Source organism: Rhodopseudomonas palustris BisB18, from assembly GCF_000013745.1.
In the GTDB taxonomy this organism is placed as follows: Bacteria; Pseudomonadota; Alphaproteobacteria; order Rhizobiales; family Xanthobacteraceae; genus Rhodopseudomonas_A; species Rhodopseudomonas_A palustris_F.
Map to the genome: position 1 here is coordinate 876,313 of NC_007925.1, position 21,805 is coordinate 898,117.

The 21,805-nt window shown below is 66.1% G+C and carries 25 protein-coding genes; 9 read left to right on the plus strand and 16 right to left on the minus strand.

Going from position 1 to position 21,805, the window contains the following annotated elements:
- Positions 1–34: 34 nt before the first annotated feature.
- Positions 35–1,033, minus strand: a complete 999-nt coding sequence (locus tag RPC_RS03980; protein WP_011471269.1) for an NAD(P)H-quinone oxidoreductase — start codon at positions 1,031–1,033, stop codon at positions 35–37.
- A gap of 106 nt (positions 1,034–1,139) precedes the next feature.
- Here RPC_RS03980 and RPC_RS03985 point away from each other — a divergent pair, with 106 nt between their 5' ends.
- Both RPC_RS03985 and RPC_RS03990 read left to right on the plus strand, forming a co-directional pair.
- A complete protein-coding gene (locus RPC_RS03985) occupies positions 1,140–1,337 on the plus strand; it encodes a DUF1192 domain-containing protein (RefSeq protein ID WP_011471270.1) in 198 nt (65 codons plus the stop codon).
- Positions 1,338–1,701: 364 nt separating this feature from the next.
- Positions 1,702–2,214 carry a DUF1465 family protein gene (locus RPC_RS03990; protein ID WP_011471271.1) on the plus strand — a complete coding sequence of 171 codons (513 nt, stop codon included), beginning with the start codon at positions 1,702–1,704 and terminating at the stop codon, positions 2,212–2,214.
- A gap of 157 nt (positions 2,215–2,371) precedes the next feature.
- Here the strand turns inward: RPC_RS03990 and RPC_RS03995 are convergent, their stop codons facing one another.
- Positions 2,372–2,557, minus strand: a complete 186-nt coding sequence (locus RPC_RS03995) for a hypothetical protein (protein ID WP_041801371.1) — start codon at positions 2,555–2,557, stop codon at positions 2,372–2,374.
- Between the two features lie 78 nt (positions 2,558–2,635).
- Here RPC_RS03995 and RPC_RS04000 point away from each other — a divergent pair, with 78 nt between their 5' ends.
- Positions 2,636–3,469: a MipA/OmpV family protein gene (locus RPC_RS04000; RefSeq protein WP_011471272.1), complete on the plus strand. Its 834-nt coding sequence runs from the start codon at positions 2,636–2,638 to the stop codon at positions 3,467–3,469.
- A 288-nt stretch (positions 3,470–3,757) separates the two neighbouring features.
- Here RPC_RS04000 and RPC_RS24925 read toward each other — a convergent pair whose 3' ends face one another.
- The 3 genes from RPC_RS24925 to rpmE all read right to left on the minus strand — a co-directional run bounded on the left by RPC_RS24925 (position 3,758) and on the right by rpmE (position 5,629).
- Entirely contained in the window at positions 3,758–4,375 is a 618-nt protein-coding gene (locus RPC_RS24925) for a TetR/AcrR family transcriptional regulator (RefSeq protein ID WP_011471273.1), read from the minus strand.
- A 176-nt stretch (positions 4,376–4,551) separates the two neighbouring features.
- Positions 4,552–5,211: a TetR/AcrR family transcriptional regulator gene (locus RPC_RS24930; protein ID WP_011471274.1), complete on the minus strand. Its 660-nt coding sequence runs from the start codon at positions 5,209–5,211 to the stop codon at positions 4,552–4,554.
- Positions 5,212–5,401: 190 nt separating this feature from the next.
- Positions 5,402–5,629, minus strand: a complete 228-nt coding sequence (gene rpmE / locus RPC_RS04015) for a 50S ribosomal protein L31 (RefSeq protein ID WP_011471275.1) — start codon at positions 5,627–5,629, stop codon at positions 5,402–5,404.
- 167 nt (positions 5,630–5,796) lie between these two features.
- On the opposite strand from rpmE, the gene RPC_RS04020 reads away from it, so the two are divergent.
- Complete coding sequence (locus RPC_RS04020; protein ID WP_011471276.1) at positions 5,797–7,695, plus strand: ABC transporter ATP-binding protein/permease; 1,899 nt, start codon at positions 5,797–5,799, stop codon at positions 7,693–7,695.
- Between the two features lie 43 nt (positions 7,696–7,738).
- On the opposite strand, the gene RPC_RS04025 is transcribed toward RPC_RS04020, so the two are convergent.
- The 5 genes from RPC_RS04025 to RPC_RS04045 all read right to left on the minus strand — a co-directional run bounded on the left by RPC_RS04025 (position 7,739) and on the right by RPC_RS04045 (position 12,036).
- Positions 7,739–7,981 carry a hypothetical protein gene (locus tag RPC_RS04025; RefSeq protein WP_011471277.1) on the minus strand — a complete coding sequence of 81 codons (243 nt, stop codon included), beginning with the start codon at positions 7,979–7,981 and terminating at the stop codon, positions 7,739–7,741.
- Between the two features lie 37 nt (positions 7,982–8,018).
- Positions 8,019–8,465, minus strand: a complete 447-nt coding sequence (locus RPC_RS04030) for a GNAT family N-acetyltransferase (protein ID WP_011471278.1) — start codon at positions 8,463–8,465, stop codon at positions 8,019–8,021.
- 3 nt (positions 8,466–8,468) lie between these two features.
- Positions 8,469–9,494: a peptidoglycan -binding protein gene (locus tag RPC_RS04035; RefSeq protein ID WP_011471279.1), complete on the minus strand. Its 1,026-nt coding sequence runs from the start codon at positions 9,492–9,494 to the stop codon at positions 8,469–8,471.
- 179 nt (positions 9,495–9,673) lie between these two features.
- The gene (locus tag RPC_RS04040) at positions 9,674–10,681 is read right to left on the minus strand and encodes a hypothetical protein (RefSeq protein WP_011471280.1); all 1,008 of its coding nucleotides are present in this window, start codon (positions 10,679–10,681) and stop codon (positions 9,674–9,676) included.
- 137 nt (positions 10,682–10,818) lie between these two features.
- Positions 10,819–12,036 (minus strand): DNA recombination protein RmuC, encoded by a 1,218-nt coding sequence (locus tag RPC_RS04045; protein WP_011471281.1) that lies wholly within the window; start codon positions 12,034–12,036, stop codon positions 10,819–10,821.
- A gap of 209 nt (positions 12,037–12,245) precedes the next feature.
- On the opposite strand from RPC_RS04045, the gene def reads away from it, so the two are divergent.
- From def to truA, 5 genes are all read left to right on the plus strand, one after another.
- On the plus strand, positions 12,246–12,773 hold the full coding sequence (gene def / locus RPC_RS04050; protein WP_011471282.1) for a peptide deformylase: 528 nt from the start codon (positions 12,246–12,248) through the stop codon (positions 12,771–12,773).
- Positions 12,774–12,828: 55 nt separating this feature from the next.
- The gene (locus RPC_RS04055) at positions 12,829–13,071 is read left to right on the plus strand and encodes a hypothetical protein (protein WP_011471283.1); all 243 of its coding nucleotides are present in this window, start codon (positions 12,829–12,831) and stop codon (positions 13,069–13,071) included.
- The gene (locus tag RPC_RS04060) at positions 13,068–13,487 is read left to right on the plus strand and encodes a type II toxin-antitoxin system VapC family toxin (protein WP_011471284.1); all 420 of its coding nucleotides are present in this window, start codon (positions 13,068–13,070) and stop codon (positions 13,485–13,487) included. Before RPC_RS04055 ends, RPC_RS04060 begins: the two co-directional genes overlap by 4 nt.
- Before the next feature lie 22 nt (positions 13,488–13,509).
- Positions 13,510–14,442 (plus strand): methionyl-tRNA formyltransferase, encoded by a 933-nt coding sequence (fmt, locus tag RPC_RS04065; RefSeq protein ID WP_011471285.1) that lies wholly within the window; start codon positions 13,510–13,512, stop codon positions 14,440–14,442.
- A 163-nt stretch (positions 14,443–14,605) separates the two neighbouring features.
- On the plus strand, positions 14,606–15,343 hold the full coding sequence (gene truA / locus RPC_RS04070) for a tRNA pseudouridine(38-40) synthase TruA (protein ID WP_011471286.1): 738 nt from the start codon (positions 14,606–14,608) through the stop codon (positions 15,341–15,343).
- A 745-nt stretch (positions 15,344–16,088) separates the two neighbouring features.
- Here truA and dapE read toward each other — a convergent pair.
- From dapE to argB, 6 genes are all read right to left on the minus strand, one after another.
- Positions 16,089–17,267, minus strand: coding sequence for a succinyl-diaminopimelate desuccinylase (gene dapE / locus RPC_RS04075; protein ID WP_011471288.1), 1,179 nt, complete (start codon positions 17,265–17,267; stop codon positions 16,089–16,091).
- Positions 17,267–17,734, minus strand: coding sequence for a DUF805 domain-containing protein (locus tag RPC_RS04080; protein WP_011471289.1), 468 nt, complete (start codon positions 17,732–17,734; stop codon positions 17,267–17,269). Before RPC_RS04080 ends, dapE begins: the two co-directional genes overlap by 1 nt.
- 63 nt (positions 17,735–17,797) lie before the next feature.
- Positions 17,798–18,643, minus strand: coding sequence for a 2,3,4,5-tetrahydropyridine-2,6-dicarboxylate N-succinyltransferase (dapD, locus tag RPC_RS04085; protein ID WP_011471290.1), 846 nt, complete (start codon positions 18,641–18,643; stop codon positions 17,798–17,800).
- Between the two features lie 137 nt (positions 18,644–18,780).
- Positions 18,781–19,488 carry a pyrimidine 5'-nucleotidase gene (locus RPC_RS04090; RefSeq protein WP_011471291.1) on the minus strand — a complete coding sequence of 236 codons (708 nt, stop codon included), beginning with the start codon at positions 19,486–19,488 and terminating at the stop codon, positions 18,781–18,783.
- An 18-nt stretch (positions 19,489–19,506) separates the two neighbouring features.
- Positions 19,507–20,478 carry a DUF1036 domain-containing protein gene (locus RPC_RS04095; protein WP_041802410.1) on the minus strand — a complete coding sequence of 324 codons (972 nt, stop codon included), beginning with the start codon at positions 20,476–20,478 and terminating at the stop codon, positions 19,507–19,509.
- A gap of 272 nt (positions 20,479–20,750) precedes the next feature.
- Entirely contained in the window at positions 20,751–21,647 is an 897-nt protein-coding gene (gene argB, locus RPC_RS04100; protein WP_011471293.1) for an acetylglutamate kinase, read from the minus strand.
- Positions 21,648–21,805 lie beyond the last annotated feature (158 nt).

The following is a 21,805-nucleotide window of genomic DNA, read 5'->3' on the forward strand; positions in this document are numbered from 1 at the left end:
GGACTTTCAAAGGCTTTCCGGAGGTCGTCGGGACTCACAGCGTCAACACAATTTTGCCGATATGTTGGCTGGATTCCATCCGCCGGTGCGCTTCGGCCGCCTCGGCGAGCGGGAATGTGCCGTCGATCAGGGGCTTGACTTGGCCCGCCGCAAAGAGCGGCAGCACCTTGGCTTCGATCGCGGCGACCATTGCGGCCTTGTCGGCGTTGCTGCGCGGCCGCAGCGTCGAGCCGGTGTGCTGCAACCGCTTCATCATCAGCTTGACGAAATTCACCGTGGCCTTCGGCCCGTGAAGAAACGCGATCTGCACGATCCGGCCGTCGATCGCGGCGGCGTCGTAGTTCTTCTCGATGTAGTCGCCGCCGACCATGTCGAGGATCACGTCGGCGCCGTGGCCCTCGGTGAACTCCTTGACGATGGCGACGAAATCCTCCGCCTTGTAGTCGATGGCGCGGTCGGCGCCGATCTTGACGCAGGCCGCGGCCTTGTCGTTGGAGCCGACGGTGACGATCACTTTGGAGCCGAACGCCTTGGCCAGCTGGATCGCCATGGTGCCGATGCCGGAGGAGCCGCCGTGGATCAGCAGGGTTTCGCCGGGCTTGAGGCCGCCGCGCTCGAACACGTTGTGCCACACCGTCATCAGGGTTTCCGGCGTGGCGCCGGCCTCGATGATCGACAGCCCGATCGGCACCGCCATCGCCTGGGCATCCTGGGCGATGCAATAGGGGGCATAGCCGCCGCCGGCGACCAGCGACATCACGCTGTCGCCGAGCTTGTGGCGGCTGGCGCCCTCGCCGAGCCCGACCACTTGTCCGGCGACCTCCAGCCCCGGCAGATCGCTGGCGCCGGGCGGCGGCGGATAGACCCCGGCGCGCTGCGCCACGTCGGGCCGGTTGACGCCTGCAGCCTGCACCTTGACCAGGATTTCGCCCGGCCCGGGCGTGGGAACCGGGCGGGTCTCCGGCAGCAGCACCTCCGGCCCGCCCGGCTTGCTGATTCCGATCACGGTCATTTGCGAAGGGATCGGTTCCATGATTTGTCCTCGTGAGGCGGGTGGGGTGGCAGAAGATCGGCTAGGATTAGACAGCCGTTGCCGGACTGGCAACCGTGCCGGATCACGCAAACCTGGGGCAAAGCCGATGGCGATCGAGGACGACGACAAGCCGAAGAAGAAACACAATCACGAGATCGGACAGGATCTGTCGCTGCTGTCGGTGGAGGAACTCGGCGAGCGCATCGCGCTGCTCACCGCGGAGATCGACCGGCTGCAGGCGGCGCTGACGATGAAACGGGCGACCCGCGACGCCGCGGATCGCATCTTCAAGACCACGCGGTAACAGCGGACCGCAGCGGGAACCCGGCGCGTGGCCGCGCGAGTTCCCGCCAGCGCGCTAATCAAACCTCAACAAAACCGCTCATTTACGCGATATTAAGCTTTCCAGCGTATTACTCTGATTGTCCATCTTTGGACGCCGAGTGGCTCCTGTCCACTCTGCTTTGACGCCTCCCTGTTATCAACTTCAAAGCCGCCGGCAACGGCGGCTCTTTTTTTGGGCCCGGGTTTGTGCGGGGCGGGGGACGTGCTGTTAACCCTTGCAGGCGACGCGGCTGGACTCTGCCCCGCCGGCGCGCAATGATTTGTTCATCATAACCGGCTGGCCAAACAAGCCGGGGACGTAACAGGTTGCGTGAGGCGTTAACATGTCGGAATCTATGCAGGGCAACTCCGCTCTCGTTCACTTCAGCGAGCGGCTCACCAATTCCGCCGCGTTCAGCACGCTGTTCCGCGATGGGATGGATCTGGTCGAGGAAACCGCGTCCTATCTGGACGGTGTCGGCCGCACCGAGGCGAAGGCGCTGGACCGCTCGGTGAGCCTGACCTACGCGACGGAAAGCATGCGGCTCACCACGCGGCTGATGCAGCTCGCCTCCTGGCTGTTGCTGCATCGTGCGGTGAAGGAAGGCGAAATGACGCTGAGCCAGGCCAACCGCGAAAAGACCAAGGTCAAGCTCAGCGCCGCCGAGCCCGGCCCGGCCGAGATGATCGAGAAACTGCCGGAACATCTGCAGGAGCTGATCGCGCGCTCGATGCTGCTGCAGGACAAGGTGCGGCGGCTCGACACCACCATGCACGCCGATGGTTCGGATCGCGCCCCGATCGGCAACCCGCTGGTGCCGCATCTCAATCGGCTGAAGGCGGCGTTCGAGCGGTAAATCGTCCGGCCGCGGACCGCATGGATCAGGCTGCCCGTCCCCGGGCAGATGCCGCCTCGTGCGATAAGATAGCCGCCGCCGCCCCAGCCGACCGCGACCAGCAGCAGGGGCCGCAGCTCGGCGGTTGCTGAGCGCTCCGCGCGGCGGGCGATATCGCTCAGCCTTTCGCCTCGCCATTGCCGAATGCGAGCGTGGCGGCCTGAACACGGCTCCAACCAACCTGAAAACGCCAGCAGCGAAGCCGCTTAGCGAGCCCGCCGCCGCGCGCTTGCGTCGCCGGGAACGCGAGTTTCGATCCGCTGCCGACGCCGGTATCTTCGAGCAGTTGCGGAGGCCGCGCCATGCGGCCGCTGCAGCGATGGGCTGCCGCGATGTCGCGCTCCCATCGAGCTTTCAGCCCTCGATCGACGCAAGGAATGCAATGTCCGCCTCACGTATGTTCTGGTCGGCCCTCGCTGCGCTGTCATTTCCGTCGGCGGCCATCGCCGCCGATCCCCTGGTGATGCTGCCGTCGGTGCCGTTCGTGCCCTCGGCCTCCGGCGGCTGGACGGTCACCCTGGGGCTCGGCGCAGCGATGAAACCGTCTTATCCCGGTGCCGACAGTTGGATGCTGAGCCCGAAACCGATCATCTCGGTGCGCCGCGCCGGGTCGCCCGAGCGGTTCAAGAGCATGCGCGACAATCCGAGCTTCGCCCTGATCGATTACGGCGGGTTTCGCGCCGGTCCGGTCGGCACCTACAAGAGCGCCCGCAAGGCCGGCGATCACGACGAACTGCGCGGGTTGAACGACGTCAAATTCACCGTCGAAATCGGCGGCTTCGCCGAATATTACGCGTTCGACTGGTTGCGGGTGCGCTCCGAAGTGCGCCGCGGCTTCGGCGGTCATGAAGGCATCGTGGCGGATTTTTCCGCCGATGTGATCGTGCCGCTGAACGAGCGCATCTCGCTCTCGGCGGGCCCGCGCTACACGCTGACCGACGCGAAATACGCCAACACCTATTTCGGCATCAGCAATAGCGAGGCGCTGGCGTCGGGGCTGCCCGCTTATGACGCGAAGGGCGGCTCCAACGCGGTCGGCGCCGGCGCGCAAGTGCGTTACAAGCTCAATGCGCAATGGGAGTTGCGGGGCTATGTCGAATACGACAAATTGCTGGGCAGCGTCGCCGATAGCCCGCTGGTGACGTTCCGCGGCTCCACCGACCAGATCACCTATGGGCTCGGCGTGGCCTATTCGTTCGACGTCGGTGTGCGCTAGAGCATTTTCGGTTAGGGCTGATGCGGTTCAAGAGTCCTGGCCGTCATTCCGGGGCGCTAGCAGCGTCAGCTGCGAGCGAGCCCGGAATTCATAACCACCGCCGGGAGTATGATGGTGTGGACGGCCCCCTACGGCATCGCTTTGTGCCAGAATGAGGTTGTCGCAAACTCAAACATGAATTCCGGACTTGCTCGTTCTTCGAACTCGCAATCCGGAATGACGACGACATTTTGGTGGGACGATTCAATCCTAACCGAAAATGCTCTAACCGGCGCGCCGGCCGCGCGCTCAGCGCCCGCCGATCAGGTAATACGACAGCATCTCGTTGAGTGCGCGCTCCAGATCGCCATTGGCGAGCGTGGCCGGTCGCAACAGAATGGCCGCGTCGATCGCCGACCCGACAATTCTGGGAATGATGAAGCTGGCGGCCTCGACGTCGAAGTCGCTGCGCAGTTCGCTGGCGTGGGCGTTGAGACAATTGCGGAGAATGAGCTGCCGCTCGCGGAACGCCGGGGCGGTTTCCGCCGCTGGCGGCGAGGACAGCTCCAGCAAGATCTGCAGCAGCGGCAGCACCCGGGCGTGGCTGCCGATCGACTTGCGCAACCCGAGCGTGATCTCGCTGCGCAGGTCGCTTTCGTGCCGCTGCGACAACGCCAACCAGAGCGGTTCGGAGATGGCGGCCTCGACGCGCTGCGCGACCGCCGCGACCACCGCTTCGCGGTTGGGAAAATACTGGTACAGCGAGCCGATGCTGACACCGGCGCGCTCGGCGATGCGGTTGGTGGTGGTCTTGTCGTAACCCTCGTCGACCAGCAGCAGCGCGGTGGCGTCGAGGATGACCCCGACCGTGGCAAGCGACCGCGCCTGACGCGGAAGCTTGCGCGGATGGTTGGCGATGTTCGGCATTGATCCGGTGCGCCCCCGCGCAAACTCCGACTGGAACTTGAGCGTCGGGAACAACGGAGGCGGATTCAAGGTAACGGGCTGCGGCAGCCTGTCGCGCCCGCGGGCGTGCGGCGGGTCGAGATCCAACAAAAACGCCCCTGGCTGGCCCGACCGATCACCTATGGGCTCGGCGTGGCCTACTCGTTCGACCTCGGTGTGCGCCAGGCGCCGGTCCGACGGTCGTCGACCAGGTAGGACGTCAGCATCGTGGTGAGCTCGTGCTCCAGCTCGCCATTGACCAGCGCCGCCGGGCGCGACAGGATCGCGGCATCGATGGCCGATCTGGTCATCCTGGGAATCAACAAGCTCGCAGCTTCGCTATTGAATCCCTCGCGCAGTTCGCCGGCGTGGGCATGGAAGAACGCCCGGAGAACGGTTAGCCGATTCTGGAAAACGGCGGCGGACCATTGCGCAGTCGCGGGCATCGACGTTGCCTGCAGCAGGATCCGCTTCAACGGCAAAGCCTCGGCGAAAGAGTTGATCGACGTGCTTACGATCAACTTGAGCTCGCCGCGCAGATCCTGTCCGCGCGTATCCGACAAAATTTGCCAAAGCGGCCCGGAGGTTTCGGCCTCGACGCGCTGCGCGACCGCCGCGACCACCGCTTCGCGGTTGGGAAAATACTGGTACAGCGAGCCGATGCTGACACCGGCGCGCTCGGCGATGCGGTTGGTGGTGGTCTTGTCGTAACCCTCGTCGACCAGCAGCAGCGCGGTGGCGTCGAGGATGACCCCGACTGTGGCAAGCGACCGCGCCTGACGCGGAAGCTTGCGCGGATGGTTGGCGATGTTCGGCATTGATCCGGTGCGCCCCCGCGCAAGCTCCGACTGGAACTTGAGCGTCGGGAACAACGGAGGCGGATTCAAGGTAACCGGCTGCGGCAGCCTGTCGCGCCCGCGGGCGTGCGGCGGGCTCAGATCGCAACAAAAACGCCCCTGCGTGAACAGGAGCGTTTTGAATCTCGCAGAGAGCTGAGGCGTTGCCGCCTCAATCCTTCTTGAGGAAGCCGGAAAATTTCTTCTGGAACCGGGACACCCGACCGCCGCGATCGAGCATCTGCTGCTGGCCGCCGGTCCAGGCCGGATGCGACTTGGAGTCGATGTCGAGGTTCAGCTTGTCGCCCTCGTTGCCCCAGGTGGAGCGCGTCACGTATTCCGTGCCGTCGGTCATGACCACCGTAATGCTATGATAGTTCGGGTGAATTTCGGCTTTCATGAATGATCCTTCGGGGCCTCGGGGCCCGCAACACGGCTAATTGAGGGGTGGATTTCCGCGTTCCTATATCGCACCACGGCTGTCAAGACAAGGTATTCACCGGATTTGCCAGCAGCCTTGCCCACGTCTATTTACAATCCTTCGAAGTGACGCGGCGGTAAACATCGATGATCCAAAAGGTCCGGCCCGACACCAAGTCAAAAGGCACAGTGATCGCGCTGTCGCTGGAGGCGATCGCAGAGAGCGAAAAAGTCATCCCGGCGGGGCGCCCGGCGCCGAAGGCTGAGCCGCTCACCGACGCCGCGGCCAAGCCGGCGGCCAAGCACGGCCGGCTGCGGCCGCTGCTGCTGCTGGCGCCTTACGTCGACCGCTATCGCTGGCGCGCCACCTTCGCTTTCGTGGCCCTGACCGTGGCCGCGGCGACCACGCTGTTGGTGCCGCTGGCGGTGCGCCGGCTGATCGATTTCGGCTTCAGCCCCGAAGGCATCGCGCTGATCAACAGTTACTTCCTGGTGATGGTGCTGATCGTCGCGGTGCTGGCGATGGCCAGCGCGGCGCGTTACTACTTGGTGATGACGATCGGCGAGCGCATCGTCGCCGATCTGCGCCACGACGTGTTCGCGCACCTCACGAGGCTGTCGCCGTCGTTCTTCGATTCGGCGCGCAGCGGCGAACTGGTATCGCGGCTCACCGCCGACACCACCCAGATCAAATCCGCGGTCGGCGCCTCGGTGTCGATCGCGCTGCGCAACATGATGCTGTTCATCGGCGCGGCGTCGATGATGGTGATTTCCAGCCCGCGGCTCTCCGGCTTCGTGTTGGCGGCGATCCCCTTGATCGTGCTGCCGCTGGTCGGGTTCGGCCGCTGGGTGCGCCGGCTGTCGCGCAACGCCCAGGATACTTTGGCCGACGCCTCGGCCTATGCCTCCGAGCTGGTGTCCTCGATCCGCACCGTGCAGGCCTATACCAATGAGGGGCTGTCGAACGCGCGGTTCGGCCGCGAGGTCGAGCAGGCCTACGAAGCGGCGCGCAGTTCGACCGGCGCCCGCGCGGTGCTGACCGCGATCATTATCTTCATCGTGTTCTCCAGCGTGGTGGCGATCCTGTGGGTCGGCTCGCACGACGTGGTGTCGGGCGAGATCAGCGCCGGCCGGCTCAGTCAGTTCGTGATGTATGCGGCGTTCGCCGCCGCCGGTCTCGGCCAGCTCAGCGAAGTGTGGGGCGAAGTCGCCGGCGCATCCGGCGCCGCGGAACGATTGTTCGAAATTTTGCGGGTCAAGCCGGACATTGCGGCGCCGGCATCGCCGCGTGCGTTTCCGGTCCCGCCGCGCGGCGACGTGGTGTTCGACAAGGTCAGCTTCGCCTATCCGATGCGTCCGGATACGCTGGCGCTCGACGGCGTGTCGCTGTCGGTCCGCGCCGGCGAGAAGGTGGCGATCGTCGGCCCCTCCGGCGCCGGCAAGAGCACGCTGTTCCATCTGCTGCTGCGGTTCTACGATCCCTCCTCCGGCAAGGTCTCGCTCGACGGCGTGCCGATCGCCAGCGCCGATCCGCAGCAGTTGCGCGAACGCATCGCGCTGGTGCCGCAGGACTCGGTGATCTTCGCCGCCACCGCGCGCGACAACATCCGGTTCGGCCGCCCCGACGCCACCGACGCCGAAGTCGAGCGCGCCGCCGAGCAGGCCCACGCCACCGAATTCATCCACCGGCTGCCGCTGGGCTTCGAAACCCAGCTCGGCGAGCGCGGCGTGACGCTGTCCGGCGGCCAGCGCCAGCGCATCGCCATCGCCCGTGCCATCCTGCGCGACGCGCCGTTGCTGCTGCTGGATGAAGCGACCTCGTCGCTCGACGCCGAGAGCGAAACTCTGGTGCAGACCGCGCTGGAAGAATTGATGCGCCACCGCACCACGGTGGTGATCGCGCATCGGCTGGCCACCGTGCTGTCCTGCGACCGCATCGTGGTGATGGAGCAGGGCAAGATCATCGAGCAGGGCACCCACGCCCAGCTCGCCGCCGCCGGCGGGCTCTACGCCCGCCTCGCCCGGCTGCAGTTCGAGGTGGCGTGACCTCTTCCCTCTCCCAGCAGGGGAGAAGGAAGAAGGGCGGTCGCTACTCCTGCCGCTCGAATAGCTGGTGTTTGGCCCAGACCGCCTGGACCTGCTCGTCGGTGGCGACGTCGCCGCGCGCCGCGGCGGCCTTTGATGCGGTGATTGCGGCGCGCTCGTCGGGAGACAGCGCAACCGGCTCCGACGCATCTCCCGCAAGCTGCAGCACGACGCGGGCGATGTCGTCCTGAACGTTGGACGGAAGCTTTCGCGCCGCCTCCACGGCCTGATCGAGCAGCTTGGTCATGCCGCAAGACTAACAGTTTCGGACCGGAGGGGGAAGGTTACGGCGTCCACGCCAGGTTCAGCACCGCGCGGCCCGAGGCGTTGAGCTCCTCGCCGGTGGTGACGAAGCCGTTGCGCTGATAGAACTTGATGGCGCGGAAATTGTCGGCGTTGACCTTCAGCGTGACGCCTGTGGGCGACAGCCGCTTCGCCTCATCGACCAATGCGGCGGCGAGGCCGCTGCCCCATTGCTCCGGCGCCACCACCAGCTGATCGAGGTAACCGCCGCCATCGATGGTGACGAAGCCGGTCATCTCGTCGGCCTGCTCCGCCACCACGATGCTGGCGTTAGGCACCAACTCGTTGCGCCAGCGCGCGCGCCACCAGTCGAGCCGCTTGGCGAAGTCGATCGACGGATAGGCCAGTTGCCAGGTTTTGAGCCACAGCGCGATCGAGGCGTCCTCGTCGACGGCCTGATAGCGCCGCAACCGAAAGCCTTGCGTCATTGCTCAGCGCTCCGTCAGCTTCAATTCGATGCGGCGGTTACGCTTATACGCCTCCTCGGTCGCCGCGACGTCGAGCGGCTGGAATTCACCGAAGCCGGCGGCGACCAGCCGCTGCGGCGGCACGCCGAGCGAGACCAGATACTGCACCACCGAAATCGCCCGGCCGCTCGACAATTCCCAGTTCGACTTGAACGCGCCGGTGATCGGGCGGACGTCGGTATGGCCGTCGACCCGCAGCACCCAGGCGATTTCCGCCGGGATCTTCTTGTCGAGATCGATCAGCGCTGACGCCAGCTTGTCGAGCTCGGCGCGGCCCTCGGGCTTGAGCTGCGCCTGTCCGGTATCGAAGAACACTTCCGATTCGAACACGAAGCGGTCGCCGACGATGCGGATGTCCGGCCGGTTGCCGAGGATCGCGCGCAGTCGTCCGAAGAATTCCGAGCGGTAGCGCGACAATTCCTGCACCCGCTGCGCCAACGCCACGTTGAGCCGCTGACCGAGATCGGCGATCCGGCTCTGCGATTCCTTGCCGCGTTGCTCCGAGGCATCGAGCGCCGCTTCGAGTGCTGCGAGCTGGCGGCGCAGCGCCGAGATCTGCTGGTTCAGCACCTCGACCTGGGCCAAGGCCCGGGCCGAGAGCTGTTTCTCGGAATCCAGCGCCTTGTTGAGTTCGCCGGCGCGGCCGGCGGCATCGTTGCCGGCGCCGGCGAGGCCGTCATACAATCCCTTGATGCGGTCGCGCTCGGACTCCGACGACGCCAGTCCGGCGCGCAGTTGCGACAGCTGGTCCTCGAGATTGAGCTTGCCGAGCTTCTCCAGCGACAACAGGTCGTTGAGCTGCGCCAGCTTGGCGTTGAGCTCTTGCAGCGCCTTGTCCTTGCCGGTGACCTCCTGCGACAGGAAGAACTGCACCACCAGGAACACCGACAGCAGGAACACGATCGCCAGCACCAGCGTCGACAGCGCGTCGACAAAACCGGGCCAGTAGTTGAAGCCGGGATCGTTGCGTCGTCCGCGGGCGAGGGACATTCAGGTGGCTCCCTTGTGTCCCGGACGCGGAGCAGCGCTGTTGCGGTGCTTTGCGAGCCGGGACCGTCCCAGATGCTGCCGTCGTAACGGCCCCGGCTCTGCAGCGCAGCACGCCGCCAGAGCGGCGCACTGCGCTGCGTCCGGGGCACGCTCTGCTATGACTGCCGCGCGATAGGGCACTAACTCTTCTCCGGTTGCCGCGCGAGGTGCTGCAGCAGCGCCTTGATCTCGCGGTTCTGCTCGCCCTGGCCGTCGGCCCATTCGCGGATCAGTTGCTGTTCGCTGCGCATATGCGCGACCAGGCTCTGGATCGCGTCGGCGAGGTTGGCCATCGCCGCGGTGGTGCCGCGGCTGGAGCCGTCTTCGAACGCTCGGCGCAGCCGCTCGATCGCGCCCTGCAAGTCGGCGCCGCCGGCAGCGGCTCCGACCGCGGTGCCGGCGCCGTCGCCGACATATTCGCGCACCGTGGAGGCGAGCCAGTCCTCGAGGTCGGTGTAGAACCGGTTCTGCGCCTGGCTGGATTGCAGATCGAGGAAGCCGAGGATCAGCGAGCCGGCGAGCCCGAACAGCGACGAGGAGAACGAGATGCCCATGCCCCCGAGCGGTGCGGCGAGGCCTTCCTTCAGCGTGTCGAACAACGAGCCGGCGTCGCCGCCGACCTTCAAGCCCTCGATCACCTTGCCGACCGAGCCGACGGTTTCGATCAGCCCCCAGAAGGTGCCGAGCAGGCCGAGAAACACCAACAGCCCGGTCATGTAGCGCGAGATGTCGCGGGCCTCATCCAGCCTGGTGGCGATCGAGTCGAGCAGATGCCGCATGGTCTGCTGCGAGATCGACATCCGGCCGCTGCGTTCGCCGCCGAGGATCGCCGCCATCGGCGCCAGCAGGGTCGGCCGCTGCGCCAGCGCCAGCCCCGGATCGGCGATGCGGAAATTATTGACCCACGCGACCTCCGGATAGAGCCGAATCACCTGGCGGAACGACAGCACGATGCCGATCAGCAGCACCGCCCCGATCAGCGCGTTGAGCCCGGGATTGGCGAAGAAGGCGACGATGATCTGCTTGTACAGCACCACCAGCAGCAGCCCGCAAAGCACCAGAAACACCAGCATTCGGATCAAAAAGATCCGCGGCGACGACAGCTTGTTGAACGCGACGTCGATCGCAGAGTGGGAGCCTTGCGCCATTGTTGGTGTCACCATTCGTTGTCGGGCGAGGTGGTTGCCGCCTCAATATGGCACAGCGCCGGCCGGAAGGAAGCATCGCACCGCGCATAACCGAAGGAACCGGCCGAAACCGGAGCGACAACCAGGTCGTGGCCCGGCTACTCGCCGGCCTGCAATTCGCGCCGCGGCATGGCGAACAGGTCGGGCCGCGCCGGCTGGGACGCTGGCGCGACCGTCGCACCGGGCGGCGCGTCGTGGCTGCTGAAATCCAGCTCCTCGATCCGACCGGCACGGCGTTCGATCTTGTCGGCGGAAATCAGGATCTGGCGGACGTCCTCGTTGACCTGGCCGAAATGGGTCTGCAGCTTCAGCACGCGATCGCGCAGCCGACTCAGATCGTCGCCCAGATTCATCACCTCGGTGCGGATTTGGTCGGCGGCGTCGCGCATCCGGGCGTCCTTCAAGATCTGCTGCATCAGCTGGATCGCCAGCATCAGCAGCGACGGCGACACCAGCACGATGCGGGCGCGGTAGGCCTTCTGGATCACGTCGTCGAAGCGCTCGTGGATTTCGGCATAGACCGATTCCGACGGCACGAACATCAGCGCGGTGTCCTGGGTCTCGCCGGGGATCAGATACTTCTCCGCGATGTCGGTGACGTGGCGCAGCACGTCGTTGCGCAGCCGTTGCGATGCGGCGCGCCGCGCCTCCTCGGAGCGGGCATCGTGCAACGCGGTGATCGCTTCCAGCGGAAATTTGGCGTCGATGCATAACGGGCGCTGGTCCGGCAGGAACACTACGCAGTCCGGCCGCTTGCCGCTGGATAGCGTGTATTGAAACGCGTAGGCGCCCTTCGGCATGCCGTCGGCGACGATCGCTTCCATCCGCGCCTGGCCGAACGCGCCGCGCGACTGCTTGTTCGACAGCACGTCGCGCAGCGTCGTCACCTGCGCGGTGAGTTCGGTAAGGTTGTGATGGGCGTCGTCGATGATGCCGAGCCGCTCGTGCAGCACCCGCAGGCTGTTCAGGGTGTGGCGGGTGGTGTGCTCCATCGACTGGCCGACCCGGTGCGTCACCGAATCCAGCCGCTCGCTGACCGCGCGTGCCATTTCGGCCTGCCGGCCGGCCAACGCCTGGCCCATCGCCGCGACCCGGCCGCTCGCCTCGTGCTGCGCCCGCATCATCTCGGCCAGCCGATATTCCAGCTCGTCGGCGCGGGCGGCCTGCGCCATCGCCGCCGCGCTGCCGGTTCCGAGACCGCGGGCAATGATGACGGCGATGACGACGAGCAGCAGCAACGCCGCCGCCGCAAAGCCGATCCCCGCCGCACCGACGCTGAACGGCATTTCGCCAACAGTGAACAGGATATCGTTCATGCGGCCAGTCTAGCAGACTACATCCGGTATGAGAACGAAGGAAGAACAGTTATGCTTAACCGGCGGTTAAGTTTCATGGTTAACCCCGGGTTAACGGTCATGGTTAACGCCGACTTAACGATCTTGCCCGGCTCGATCCGCGCCGTGGCGGCTAAAGTGGCAGCCGCACCCCGATTGACCGGCGCGGCATCGCAGATTAAATCGCCGCTATGGCCCTGCGCGAAATCATCATCATACCAGACAAGCAGCTCCGCTTGATCTCCAAGCCGGTCGAGACGGTCAGCGCCGAGGTGCGCCGGCTTGCCGACGACATGTTCGAGACCATGTATGAGGCGCCGGGCATCGGCCTTGCGGCGATCCAGGTGGCGCAGCCGGTGCGGCTGATCACCATGGATCTGGTCCGCAAGGAGGGCAACAGCCTGACCGAGCCGCGCGCCTTCATCAACCCGGAGGTGATTTCGGCGTCCGAGGAGATGAACGTCTATGAGGAAGGCTGCCTGTCGATCCCGGAATATTACGCCGAGGTCGAGCGGCCGAAGCAGGTGCGGATCCGCTACACCGACCTCGACGGCAATGTGAAGGAGGAGGACGCCGACGGGCTGTTCGCCACCTGCATCCAGCACGAGATCGACCACCTCAACGGCGTCTTGTTCGTCGATCACATCTCCAAGCTGAAGCGCGCGATGGTGATGCGCAAGTTCGAGAAGGCCGCCAAACGGGGCATCAAATACGTCTGACGGCTTTTGACCGGTAGGCGCTGGTTTGATATCGTTGATATCAATGGAGGCGCCGATGGCCGACCTGCTGATCCGCGACATCGATCCCGAGCTGAAGCGCCGCATCGAAAGGCAGGCGCAGGAGACCGACACAAGTCTGTCGGATGCTGCGAAATTGCTGATTCAGCGCGGGCTCGCCGCTGGTGAAACGCCGCGCCGACTGGGCAGCGAGCTATTTGGACTGGTGCCGCCCGAGCATCGCGTCGATCTGGATTGCGAAATCCCGGAGACGGCCAGCGAGGCCCCGGACTTCTCGTGATCGTTCTCGACACCAATGTGGTCTCCGAAGGTCTCCGGCCGAAGCCGAACCTCGGGGTCCGCGATTGGCTCGACACCCAGCCGGCCGACGCGCTTTTTATTTGCGCGCCCGTGTTGGCTGAGATCCGCTTCGGCATCGAACGGCTGGACGCCGGCGTGCAGCGTCAGACGCTGCTGGCGTGGGCTGCCCGACTGGAGAGCGAGACGTTCTTCGACCACATCCTTCCATTCGACGCTGCCGCGGCGACAATCTATGGACGGATCGCGGCGCAGCGCCAATCGGCGGGACGGCCGATCGGCATCGTGGACTGCATGATCGCGGCGATTGCGCTCGCGCACCAAGCCGCCGTCGCCACCCGCGACAGATATGGCTTTGACGGCCTCGGCCTGACCGTTATCAATCCGTTCGAAATTTGAACGACCGCAGGACTCTGCTTCCATGCCGCTTCGCCTGATTTTCATGGGCACCCCGGATTTCGCGGTGCCGACGCTGCGCACGCTCGCCGCCGCCGGCCACCAGATCGTCGCGGTCTATAGCCGCGAGGCGAAACCCTCCGGCCGCGGCATGAAGCTGCAGCCGACCCCGGTGGCGCAGGAGGCGGAGCGGCTCGGCATCCCAGTGCTGACGCCGAAGACGCTGCGGACGCCCGAGGCCGCGGCGGAATTCGCTGCGTTTCAGGCCGACGCCGCGGTGGTGGTGGCCTATGGCATGATCCTGCCGCAGCCGATCCTCGACGCGCCGACATTTGGCTGCTTCAATTTGCACGGCTCGTTGCTGCCGCGCTGGCGCGGCGCCGCGCCGATCAACCGCGCCATCATGGCCGGCGATCCAGAAGCCGGCGTGATGGTGATGAAGATGGACATCGGCCTCGACACCGGCGACGTGGCGTTGACCGGACGCATTGCGCTCACCGATGCGATGACCGCTTCCGACCTGCACGACGCGCTGGCGCCGCTCGGCGCCGAGCTGATGGTCGAGGCGATGGCGCAGCTAGAGCGCGGCGAACTCACCTTCACCAAGCAGCCCGAGCAGGGCGTGACCTACGCCGCCAAGATCGACAAGGCCGAGGCGCGGATCGACTGGGCCAAGCCGGCGCACGCCGTGCTGCGCCATATCCACGGGCTGTCGCCGTTCCCCGGCGCCTGGTGCGAATTGCCGATCGAGGGCGAAGCGGTGCGGGTGAAGATCTTGCGCTGTGAGCTCGCGAAAGGCTCCGGCGAACCGGGCACGCTGCTCGACGATCGCCTCGCGATCGCCTGTGGCGACGGCGCGATCCGCATCCTGCAATTGCAGCGCGCCGGCAAGCAGCCGATGCAGGCGCAGGATTTTTTGCGCGGCACGCCGCTGCAGCCGCCGCTGGCGGTGTGCTAGCCTGTTTTGCGCGCCGTCACCCTGAGGAGCCCGCCCACAGGCGGGCGTCTCGAAGGGCGACGGCCCCTCGTTATTCCTCTCAGCCGTCATCCTTCGAGGCTCGCCGCAAGCGCGGCTTCGCACCTCAGGATGACGGCGCGCATTGCCAGGATCGTCGCCAAACATGCCGCGCTACAAGCTCATCATCGAATATGACGGCGCGCCGTATTGCGGCTGGCAGATCCAGGACAACGGCCCCTCGGTGCAGGGCGCGCTGGAGACCGCGGTCAAGGCGATCTGCGGCAAGTTCGTCCGCGTCAACGGCGCCGGCCGCACCGACGCCGGCGTGCACGCGCTGGCGCAGGTGGCGCATTGCGACATCGCCAAAGAGTTCGCGCCGGGCCGGCTGCGCGACGGCTTGAACGCGCATCTGCGGCCGCATCCGATCGGCGTGCTCAGCGCCGAGATCGTGCCGGATGACTTCGAGGCGCGGTTCTCGGCGATCAAACGGCACTACGTCTATCGGATCAGCAACCGCCGCGCCAATCTGGCGCTGCAGATCGGCAAGGTGTGGCGGCTGCCGCGACGACTCGATACTGACGCCATGCACGCGGCCGCGCAGCGGCTGGTCGGCAAGCACGACTTCACCACGTTTCGCGACACCGAATGTCAGGCCAAGTCGCCGGACAAGACGCTCGATCAGCTCGACGTGATCCGCGACGGCGACAACGTGTCGATTATCACCTCGGCGCGCTCGTTCCTGCACAGCCAGGTGCGCTCGATGGTCGGATCATTGGTGTGGGTCGGCGAGGGCCGCTGGAGCGCCGACGATCTCGCCGCGGCGCTGGCGGCGCGCCGCCGCACCGCCTGCGGCCCGGTGGCGCCGCCGGACGGGCTGTATTTGGTGAAGGTGGATTATTGAGGCGGCGTTGACAAAGCCGTAGCCCGGATGAGCGAAGCGAAATCCGGGGCCGCGCCGACGCAGAGCACGAGGCTGGTTGGGTCGTTCCGACCCGGATTTCGCTTCGCTTCATCCGGGCTACAGACGCTCGCCCGGAATGCCTCCCGTTCAGGCGAAATGACGCTCCAACACGCGCCGTACACCGGTCATTCCGGGGCGCGAGGCCGAAAGGCCGAGCGAACCCGGAATCTTGCAGCGTGCATCTGGCGCGTCATCGCGGAGCAAGATTCCGGTTCACTTACGGCTATCGCCGCTTCGCGCCCCGGAATGACAAAGCCGTAGCCCGGATGAGCGAAGCGACATCCGGGGCCGCGCCGACGCAGAGCACGAGGCTGGTTGGGGCGTTCCGACCCGGATTTCGCTTCGCTTCATCCGGGCTACAGACGCTCGCCCGGAATGCCTCCCGCTCAGGCGAAATGACGCTCCAACACGCGCCGTACACCGGTCATTCCGGGGCGCGAGGCCGAAAGGCCGAGCGAACCCGGAATCTTGCAGCGTGCACCTGGCGCGTCATAGCGGAGCAAGATTCCGGGTTCACTTACGGCTATCGCCGCTTCGCGCCCCGGAATGACAAAGCCGTAGCCCGGATGAGCGAAGCGAAATCCGGGGCCGCGCCGACGCAGAGCACGAGGCTGGTTGGGGCGTTCCGACCCGGATTTCGCTTCGCTTCATCCGGGCTACAGACTCTCGCCGGAATGCCTCCCGTTCAGGCGAAGTATCGCTGCAGCACGCCGCGATAGATTTGCGTCAGCGTTTCCAGATCGGCGACCGGGGTGCGTTCGTCGATCTTGTGCATGGTCTGGCCGACCAGGCCGAATTCGATCACCGGGCAGTAATGCGTGATGAAGCGCGCATCCGAAGTGCCGCCGCCGGTGTTGAGTTCGGGCTTGCGCCCGGTGACGTCCTCGATCGCCGCCGCCACCAGATCGGTGAAGGCACCCGGCTTGGTGACGAAGGCGCCGGCATTGGACGGCTGCCAGTCGATGCGGGCGCGGATCCGGTTGCCGCAGGCGGCTTGCACGCGGGCTTCGATCAGCGTCTGCAGGCTCTCGGCGCTATGCCGGTCGTTGAAGCGGATGTTGAACTTGGCGCGGGCCTGCGCCGGGATCACATTGGTCGCCGGATTGCCGACGTCGACCGAGGTGAATTCCAGATTCGACGGCTGGAAGGTGTCGGTGCCGGCATCGAGCGGCTCGGCGCCGAGCGCCACGATTAGGGCTGCGATATCCGGCACCGGATTGGACGCGCGATGCGGATAGGCGACGTGGCCCTGCACGCCGTCGACGATCAGCGTGCCGGACAACGAGCCGCGGCGGCCGATCTTGATGGTGTCGCCGAGCGCCTCGACATTGCTCGGCTCGCCGAGCACGCAATGATCGAATGTCTCGCCGCGCGCCGCCGCCCATTGCAGCAGCTTGACGGTGCCGTTGACCGCGACGTCTTCCTCGTCGCCGGTGATCAGAAACGAGATCGAGCCTTGGCCTGACTCGTGCGGCTGGCCGCCATGCGTCGCCAGATGCTGCAGCACCGCGGCGACGCTGCAGGCAATGCCGCCCTTCATGTCGACCGCACCGCGGCCGTACAACAGCCCGTCGTGCACCTCGCCGGCAAACGCATCGTGCGACCACGCCGCTTCGTCGCCGGGCGGCACCACGTCGGTGTGGCCGGCGAAGCAGATATGCGGCGCCGTGGTGCCGATCCGGGCGTAGAGATTGTCGATATCGGCGGTGCCGGGCTCGCTGAAGGTCACACGGTGCACCGCGAAGCCGGCCGCATGTAGCAGGCGCTCCAGCACGCCGAGCGCGCCGGCGTCGGCGGGGGTCACCGACGGGCAGCGCAGCAGGTCCTGGGCGATGGCGAGGGCGTCGGTTGCGTTGGAAGGCATCAGTACTCCGGGGGGGCGAGCGGATCCGGCCCATAAAGGTTCGGGCCTGGCGTGCCGCGCAGGCAACCTAATTCGACGAACGCCCAGATCGAGATCGCGGCACTCAGCAACGACGAGACGAGGCTGCTGCCGCCATGCAGCACGGTGCGGCTGCCGCCGCCGAGCAGGCTCGGCCCGAGCCAGAACAACAGCAGCCACCAGGCGCTCTTGTCGCGGTCGTGCAGCCGTTTGATGCCGACCGCGAGGCCCGACCAGACGCCGATCAGGAACAGCAACACGCCGCCCAGCCACAGCACGATGCCGGTGCCGGCGAAGGCGAAACGATCGTCCTTGTTGAGGTCGCCGATCACCAGCAAGGCGATGCCGGCGAATGCGATCCAGGCGGCAACGTAGATCGAGACGGCGAGCCAGTACTTCGCGCGGTTGATGCGGCCGTTGAAGCTGAACAGCAGCGTGGTCAGATCCATCTTCACTCTCGATTGCGATGGCGCGAGCCGGCGAGCGCGCGCCGTTGCGCCGCCGACTCTAGCTTAGTCCCGCAACAATTCATTGATGCTGGTCTTGGAGCGGGTGCGCTCGTCGACCCGCTTGACGATCACCGCGCAGGCGGTGGAGGGGCCGGGTTGGCCGTTCTTCAGCGGACGGCCGGGCAGGTTGCCCGGCACCACCACGGAATATTCCGGCACCTCGCCGACGAAGATCTCGCCGGAGTCGCGGTCGATGATCTTGGTCGAGGCGCCGAGGAACACGCCCATCGACAGCACCGCGCCCCTGCGGACGATGACGCCCTCGGCGACTTCGGAGCGGGCGCCGATGAAGCAATCGTCCTCGATGATGACGGGACCCGCCTGCAGCGGCTCCAGCACGCCGCCGATGCCGACGCCGCCGGAGATGTGCACGCGCTTGCCGATCTGCGCGCAGGAGCCGACGGTCACCCAGGTGTCGACCATGGTGGCCTCGTCCACATAGGCGCCGAGATTGACGAAGGACGGCATCAAGACGACGTTCTTGGCGATGAAGGCGGAGCGCCGCACGATCGCGCCCGGCACCGCGCGGAAACCGGCGTCGCGAAACCGGTTCTCGCCCCAGCCTGAGAATTTCGACGGCACCTTGTCCCACCAGGTGGCGCCGCCCGGGCCGCCGGAAATCGTGCTCATGTCGTTGAGCCGGAACGACAGCAGCACGGCCTTCTTCAGCCACTGGTTGACGGTCCATTTGCCGTCGTCGCCGCGCTCGGCGACCCGCGCCTCGCCCTTGTCCAGCATGTCGAGCGCGTGCTCGACGGCGTCGCGGACTTCGCCCTTGGTCGCGGTGCTGACGGTATCGCGCGCGTCGAACGCGGTGTTGATGGAGGTTTCGAGGGCGGACAACGACATCGGGGATTCCTTGGCAAGTGGCGCGCGTGGGCTGCTTTTGTCGGGATTTGGCGAGGGAGAGTCAAGACATGTGCCCCGGACGCTGCAGCGCGTAGCGCGGCGCGGCGTGAAGCACGCCGCGCCGCGTCCGGGACACGCTATCGTATTGGATTGAGCCCCACCAAGAACCCGGTCAGATCGTCGGTGACGAAATCGACATGGACGGCGTCGCGGCCTTCCAGCTCCCAGTCCTCGCGCACCACCTCTTTGCTGCCGTCGGGCACCACCAGCACCGTGGTCATGCCCAGCCGATGCGGCACCGCGAGATTGCGGGCGAGATCCTCGAACATCGCAGCATGGGTCGGATCGACGCCATGCAGATCGAGGAAGCGCTGATAGGTCTGCGGCGCCGGCTTCGGCTCCAGTTGGGCGGCGACGATGTCGAACACCGCCTCGAAATGATGTTCGATGCCGAGCCGCGCCAAAACTTTGGCGGCGTGTTCGGTGGAGCCGTTGGTGAGGATCAGCTTGCGCCCGGGCAATGCGGCGATCGCCGCGCCCATCGCCGGATTCGGCTCCAGCGGCGAATGGTCGATCTCGTGCACATAAGCCAGGTAATCGTCGGCGCGGACGCCGTGCTCGGTCATCATGCCGCGCATCGTGGTGCCATAGCGGCGATAATAGTCTTTCTGAATCCGGAAGGCGTCCTCGGCCGGAATGTCGAGATAGGCGGCGACGAAGTCGCGGATCCGGACGTCGACCTGCTGCCACAAATTGACGTGGTGCGGATACAGCGTGTTGTCGAGGTCGAACACCCAGGTGTCGATCCGGGTGAAGTTCCGCGGTTGCGCGTCAGCGAGCGTCATAGCGAGTCCTAGTCGTCATCAGGGCAGCGTGAAACGCAGCGTCTTGCCGCCGCTCGAAAGGTCGACCGAGGTGAAGCCGGTGCGGTTGAAGCCGCGAGCGGCGCAATCGTGCTGGTCGTTGATCTCGAATTTGCTGTCGCGGGTGCACAGCATGACGCCGCCGCCCCAGCTCAGCGGCTTGTCCTTGATCTTCACGGCGCGATTGTCGGCGTTCACCGCTTCGGCGAAGCTGTAGAGCTGCTTCGGCTGGCCCGAGACATCGGGATGCAGGCACTTGCCGGGATCGATGCGGTACCAGCCGCGGCTGGTCACCGCCTTGCCGTCGTCGCTGCCGACCGCGGCCATGATCTTGTGCGGGGTGTCGTTGCACCACGTCAGCCCGGTGCTGGAGGGCGCCTCGACCGCCTTGATCATGGCGTCGAACAAATTCGGCGCCTGCACCACGTCGGCGGCAAGCCCGCGGCTTTTCAGAAACGCCGCCAGCGCGGCTTGGGTCTTCGGGCCGTCGACGCCGTCGATCGGGGCAGCGTCGTAACCGGCGATCACCAACAGCCGCTGGATGCCGGCGAGCTTGGCCTGCTCGTCGTCATATTCGCTGTCCTCGGCCAGATAGGCGACCAGATTGCCGTCGTCGGTCGCGGTCGGCTTGATCTCGGTGAACGGCGCCGCGGTCTGGCCGCTGCGGCACTGCCGCGCCGCGGCGATGACGAAATTGTCCGGCGCGATGCACAGCCGGTCGCTGCCGTTCTGCGGCACCGGCGAGGCGCCGTACACCCCGAGCGCGCGGGCGTGCAGCAGGATGCGGTCGGCCGTCAGCGTGCCCTGCACCACGACGCGGCATTGCGCCGGATCGATCCGGAACCAGCCGCGGCTGGCAGTGGACGCCTTGTCGTCGATGCCGATCGCGGCCTCGACCACGTAGCTCATCCGGTTGCAGAGTTTCAGGTCGGCATAGGCGGGAGTGATCGCGGAAAGCGCCAGTAGCGCCAGGCCGAAGCGGAGCGCGTGGCCAGCAACAGCCTGGCCGCGACTGCGGTGTTCGTCGCGACGCGCGGTCTCCAATCCGTCATGCCCGGCCTTGTGCCGGGCATCCACGGGCAGATCGCTCAAGCGCTTGTTGTTCGTGGATGGCCGGGACGAGCCCGGCCATGACGCGGAGGGGACGCGGCTTGGCGAGAGCGTGCCGCGTGTCGAAACGCCTCGTAGCGTCTGTCGCAAGGCCGCGAGGCGGCCGCTGCGCAACGCCCTGCTCGGTCGGTCCCTCACTTGTGGATCAGCGTGCCGGTGCCCTGGTTGGTGAACAGTTCCAGCAGCACCGCGTGCGGGGTCTTGCCGTCGATGATGACCACGCCCTGCACGCCCTGTTCGAGCGCGTAGATGCAGGTCTCGACCTTGGGAATCATGCCGCCCGAAATGGTGCCGTCGGCGATCAGCCGGCGGGCGTCCTTGACCGACAGTTCGGGGATCAGCTTCTTCGACTTGTCGAGCACGCCGGGCACGTCGGTCAGCAGCAACAGCCGCTTGGCCTTCAAGGCGCCGGCCACTGCGCCGGCAAAGGTGTCGGCGTTGACGTTGAAGGTCTGGCCGCTGCTCGATGTCGCCAGCGGCGCCAGCACCGGGATCAGCTCGTGGCCGATCAGCTGGTTGAGCAGCGTGAGGTCGACCTTTTCCGGCTCGCCGACGAAGCCGAGATCGATCACTTCCTCGATCCGGGAATCCGGATCGACCATGGTGCGCGTCGCCTTGGTCGCGCTGACCATGTTGCCGTCCTTGCCGCACAGCCCGACGGCCTTGCCGCCGGCCTCGTTGATGTAGCCGACCAGCTGCTTGTTGATCGAGCCGGCCAGCACCATCTCGACGATCTCGATGGTGGCGGCGTCGGTGATGCGCAGGCCGGCGGCGAATTCCGATTTGATGCCGAGCCGCTTCAGCATGGTGGCGATCTGCGGCCCGCCGCCATGCACCACCACCGGGTTGATGGCGGTCTGCTCCAGCAGCACGATGTCGCGCGCGAACGCCTTGGCGAGATCCTCGGCGCCCATGGCGTGGCCGCCATATTTGATGACGATGGTTTCTTCGTCATATTCCTGCATATGCGGCAGCGCTTCGGACAGGATGCGGGCCTGATCGAGCGGGCTGATCTCGGGCGCGTCGGTCATGAACGGGATCTCACGATTCGCGGGGGTGATTATTTCGACGGGGAGAGCGCTAGCATTTCATGGCCGGCGATCCTAGGGGCGGATGATTGCGACAGAGGTGCCCCGGACGCGGCGCAGCGCGCAGCGATGCGCCGCAGAGCCGGGGCCGTAACGAAGGC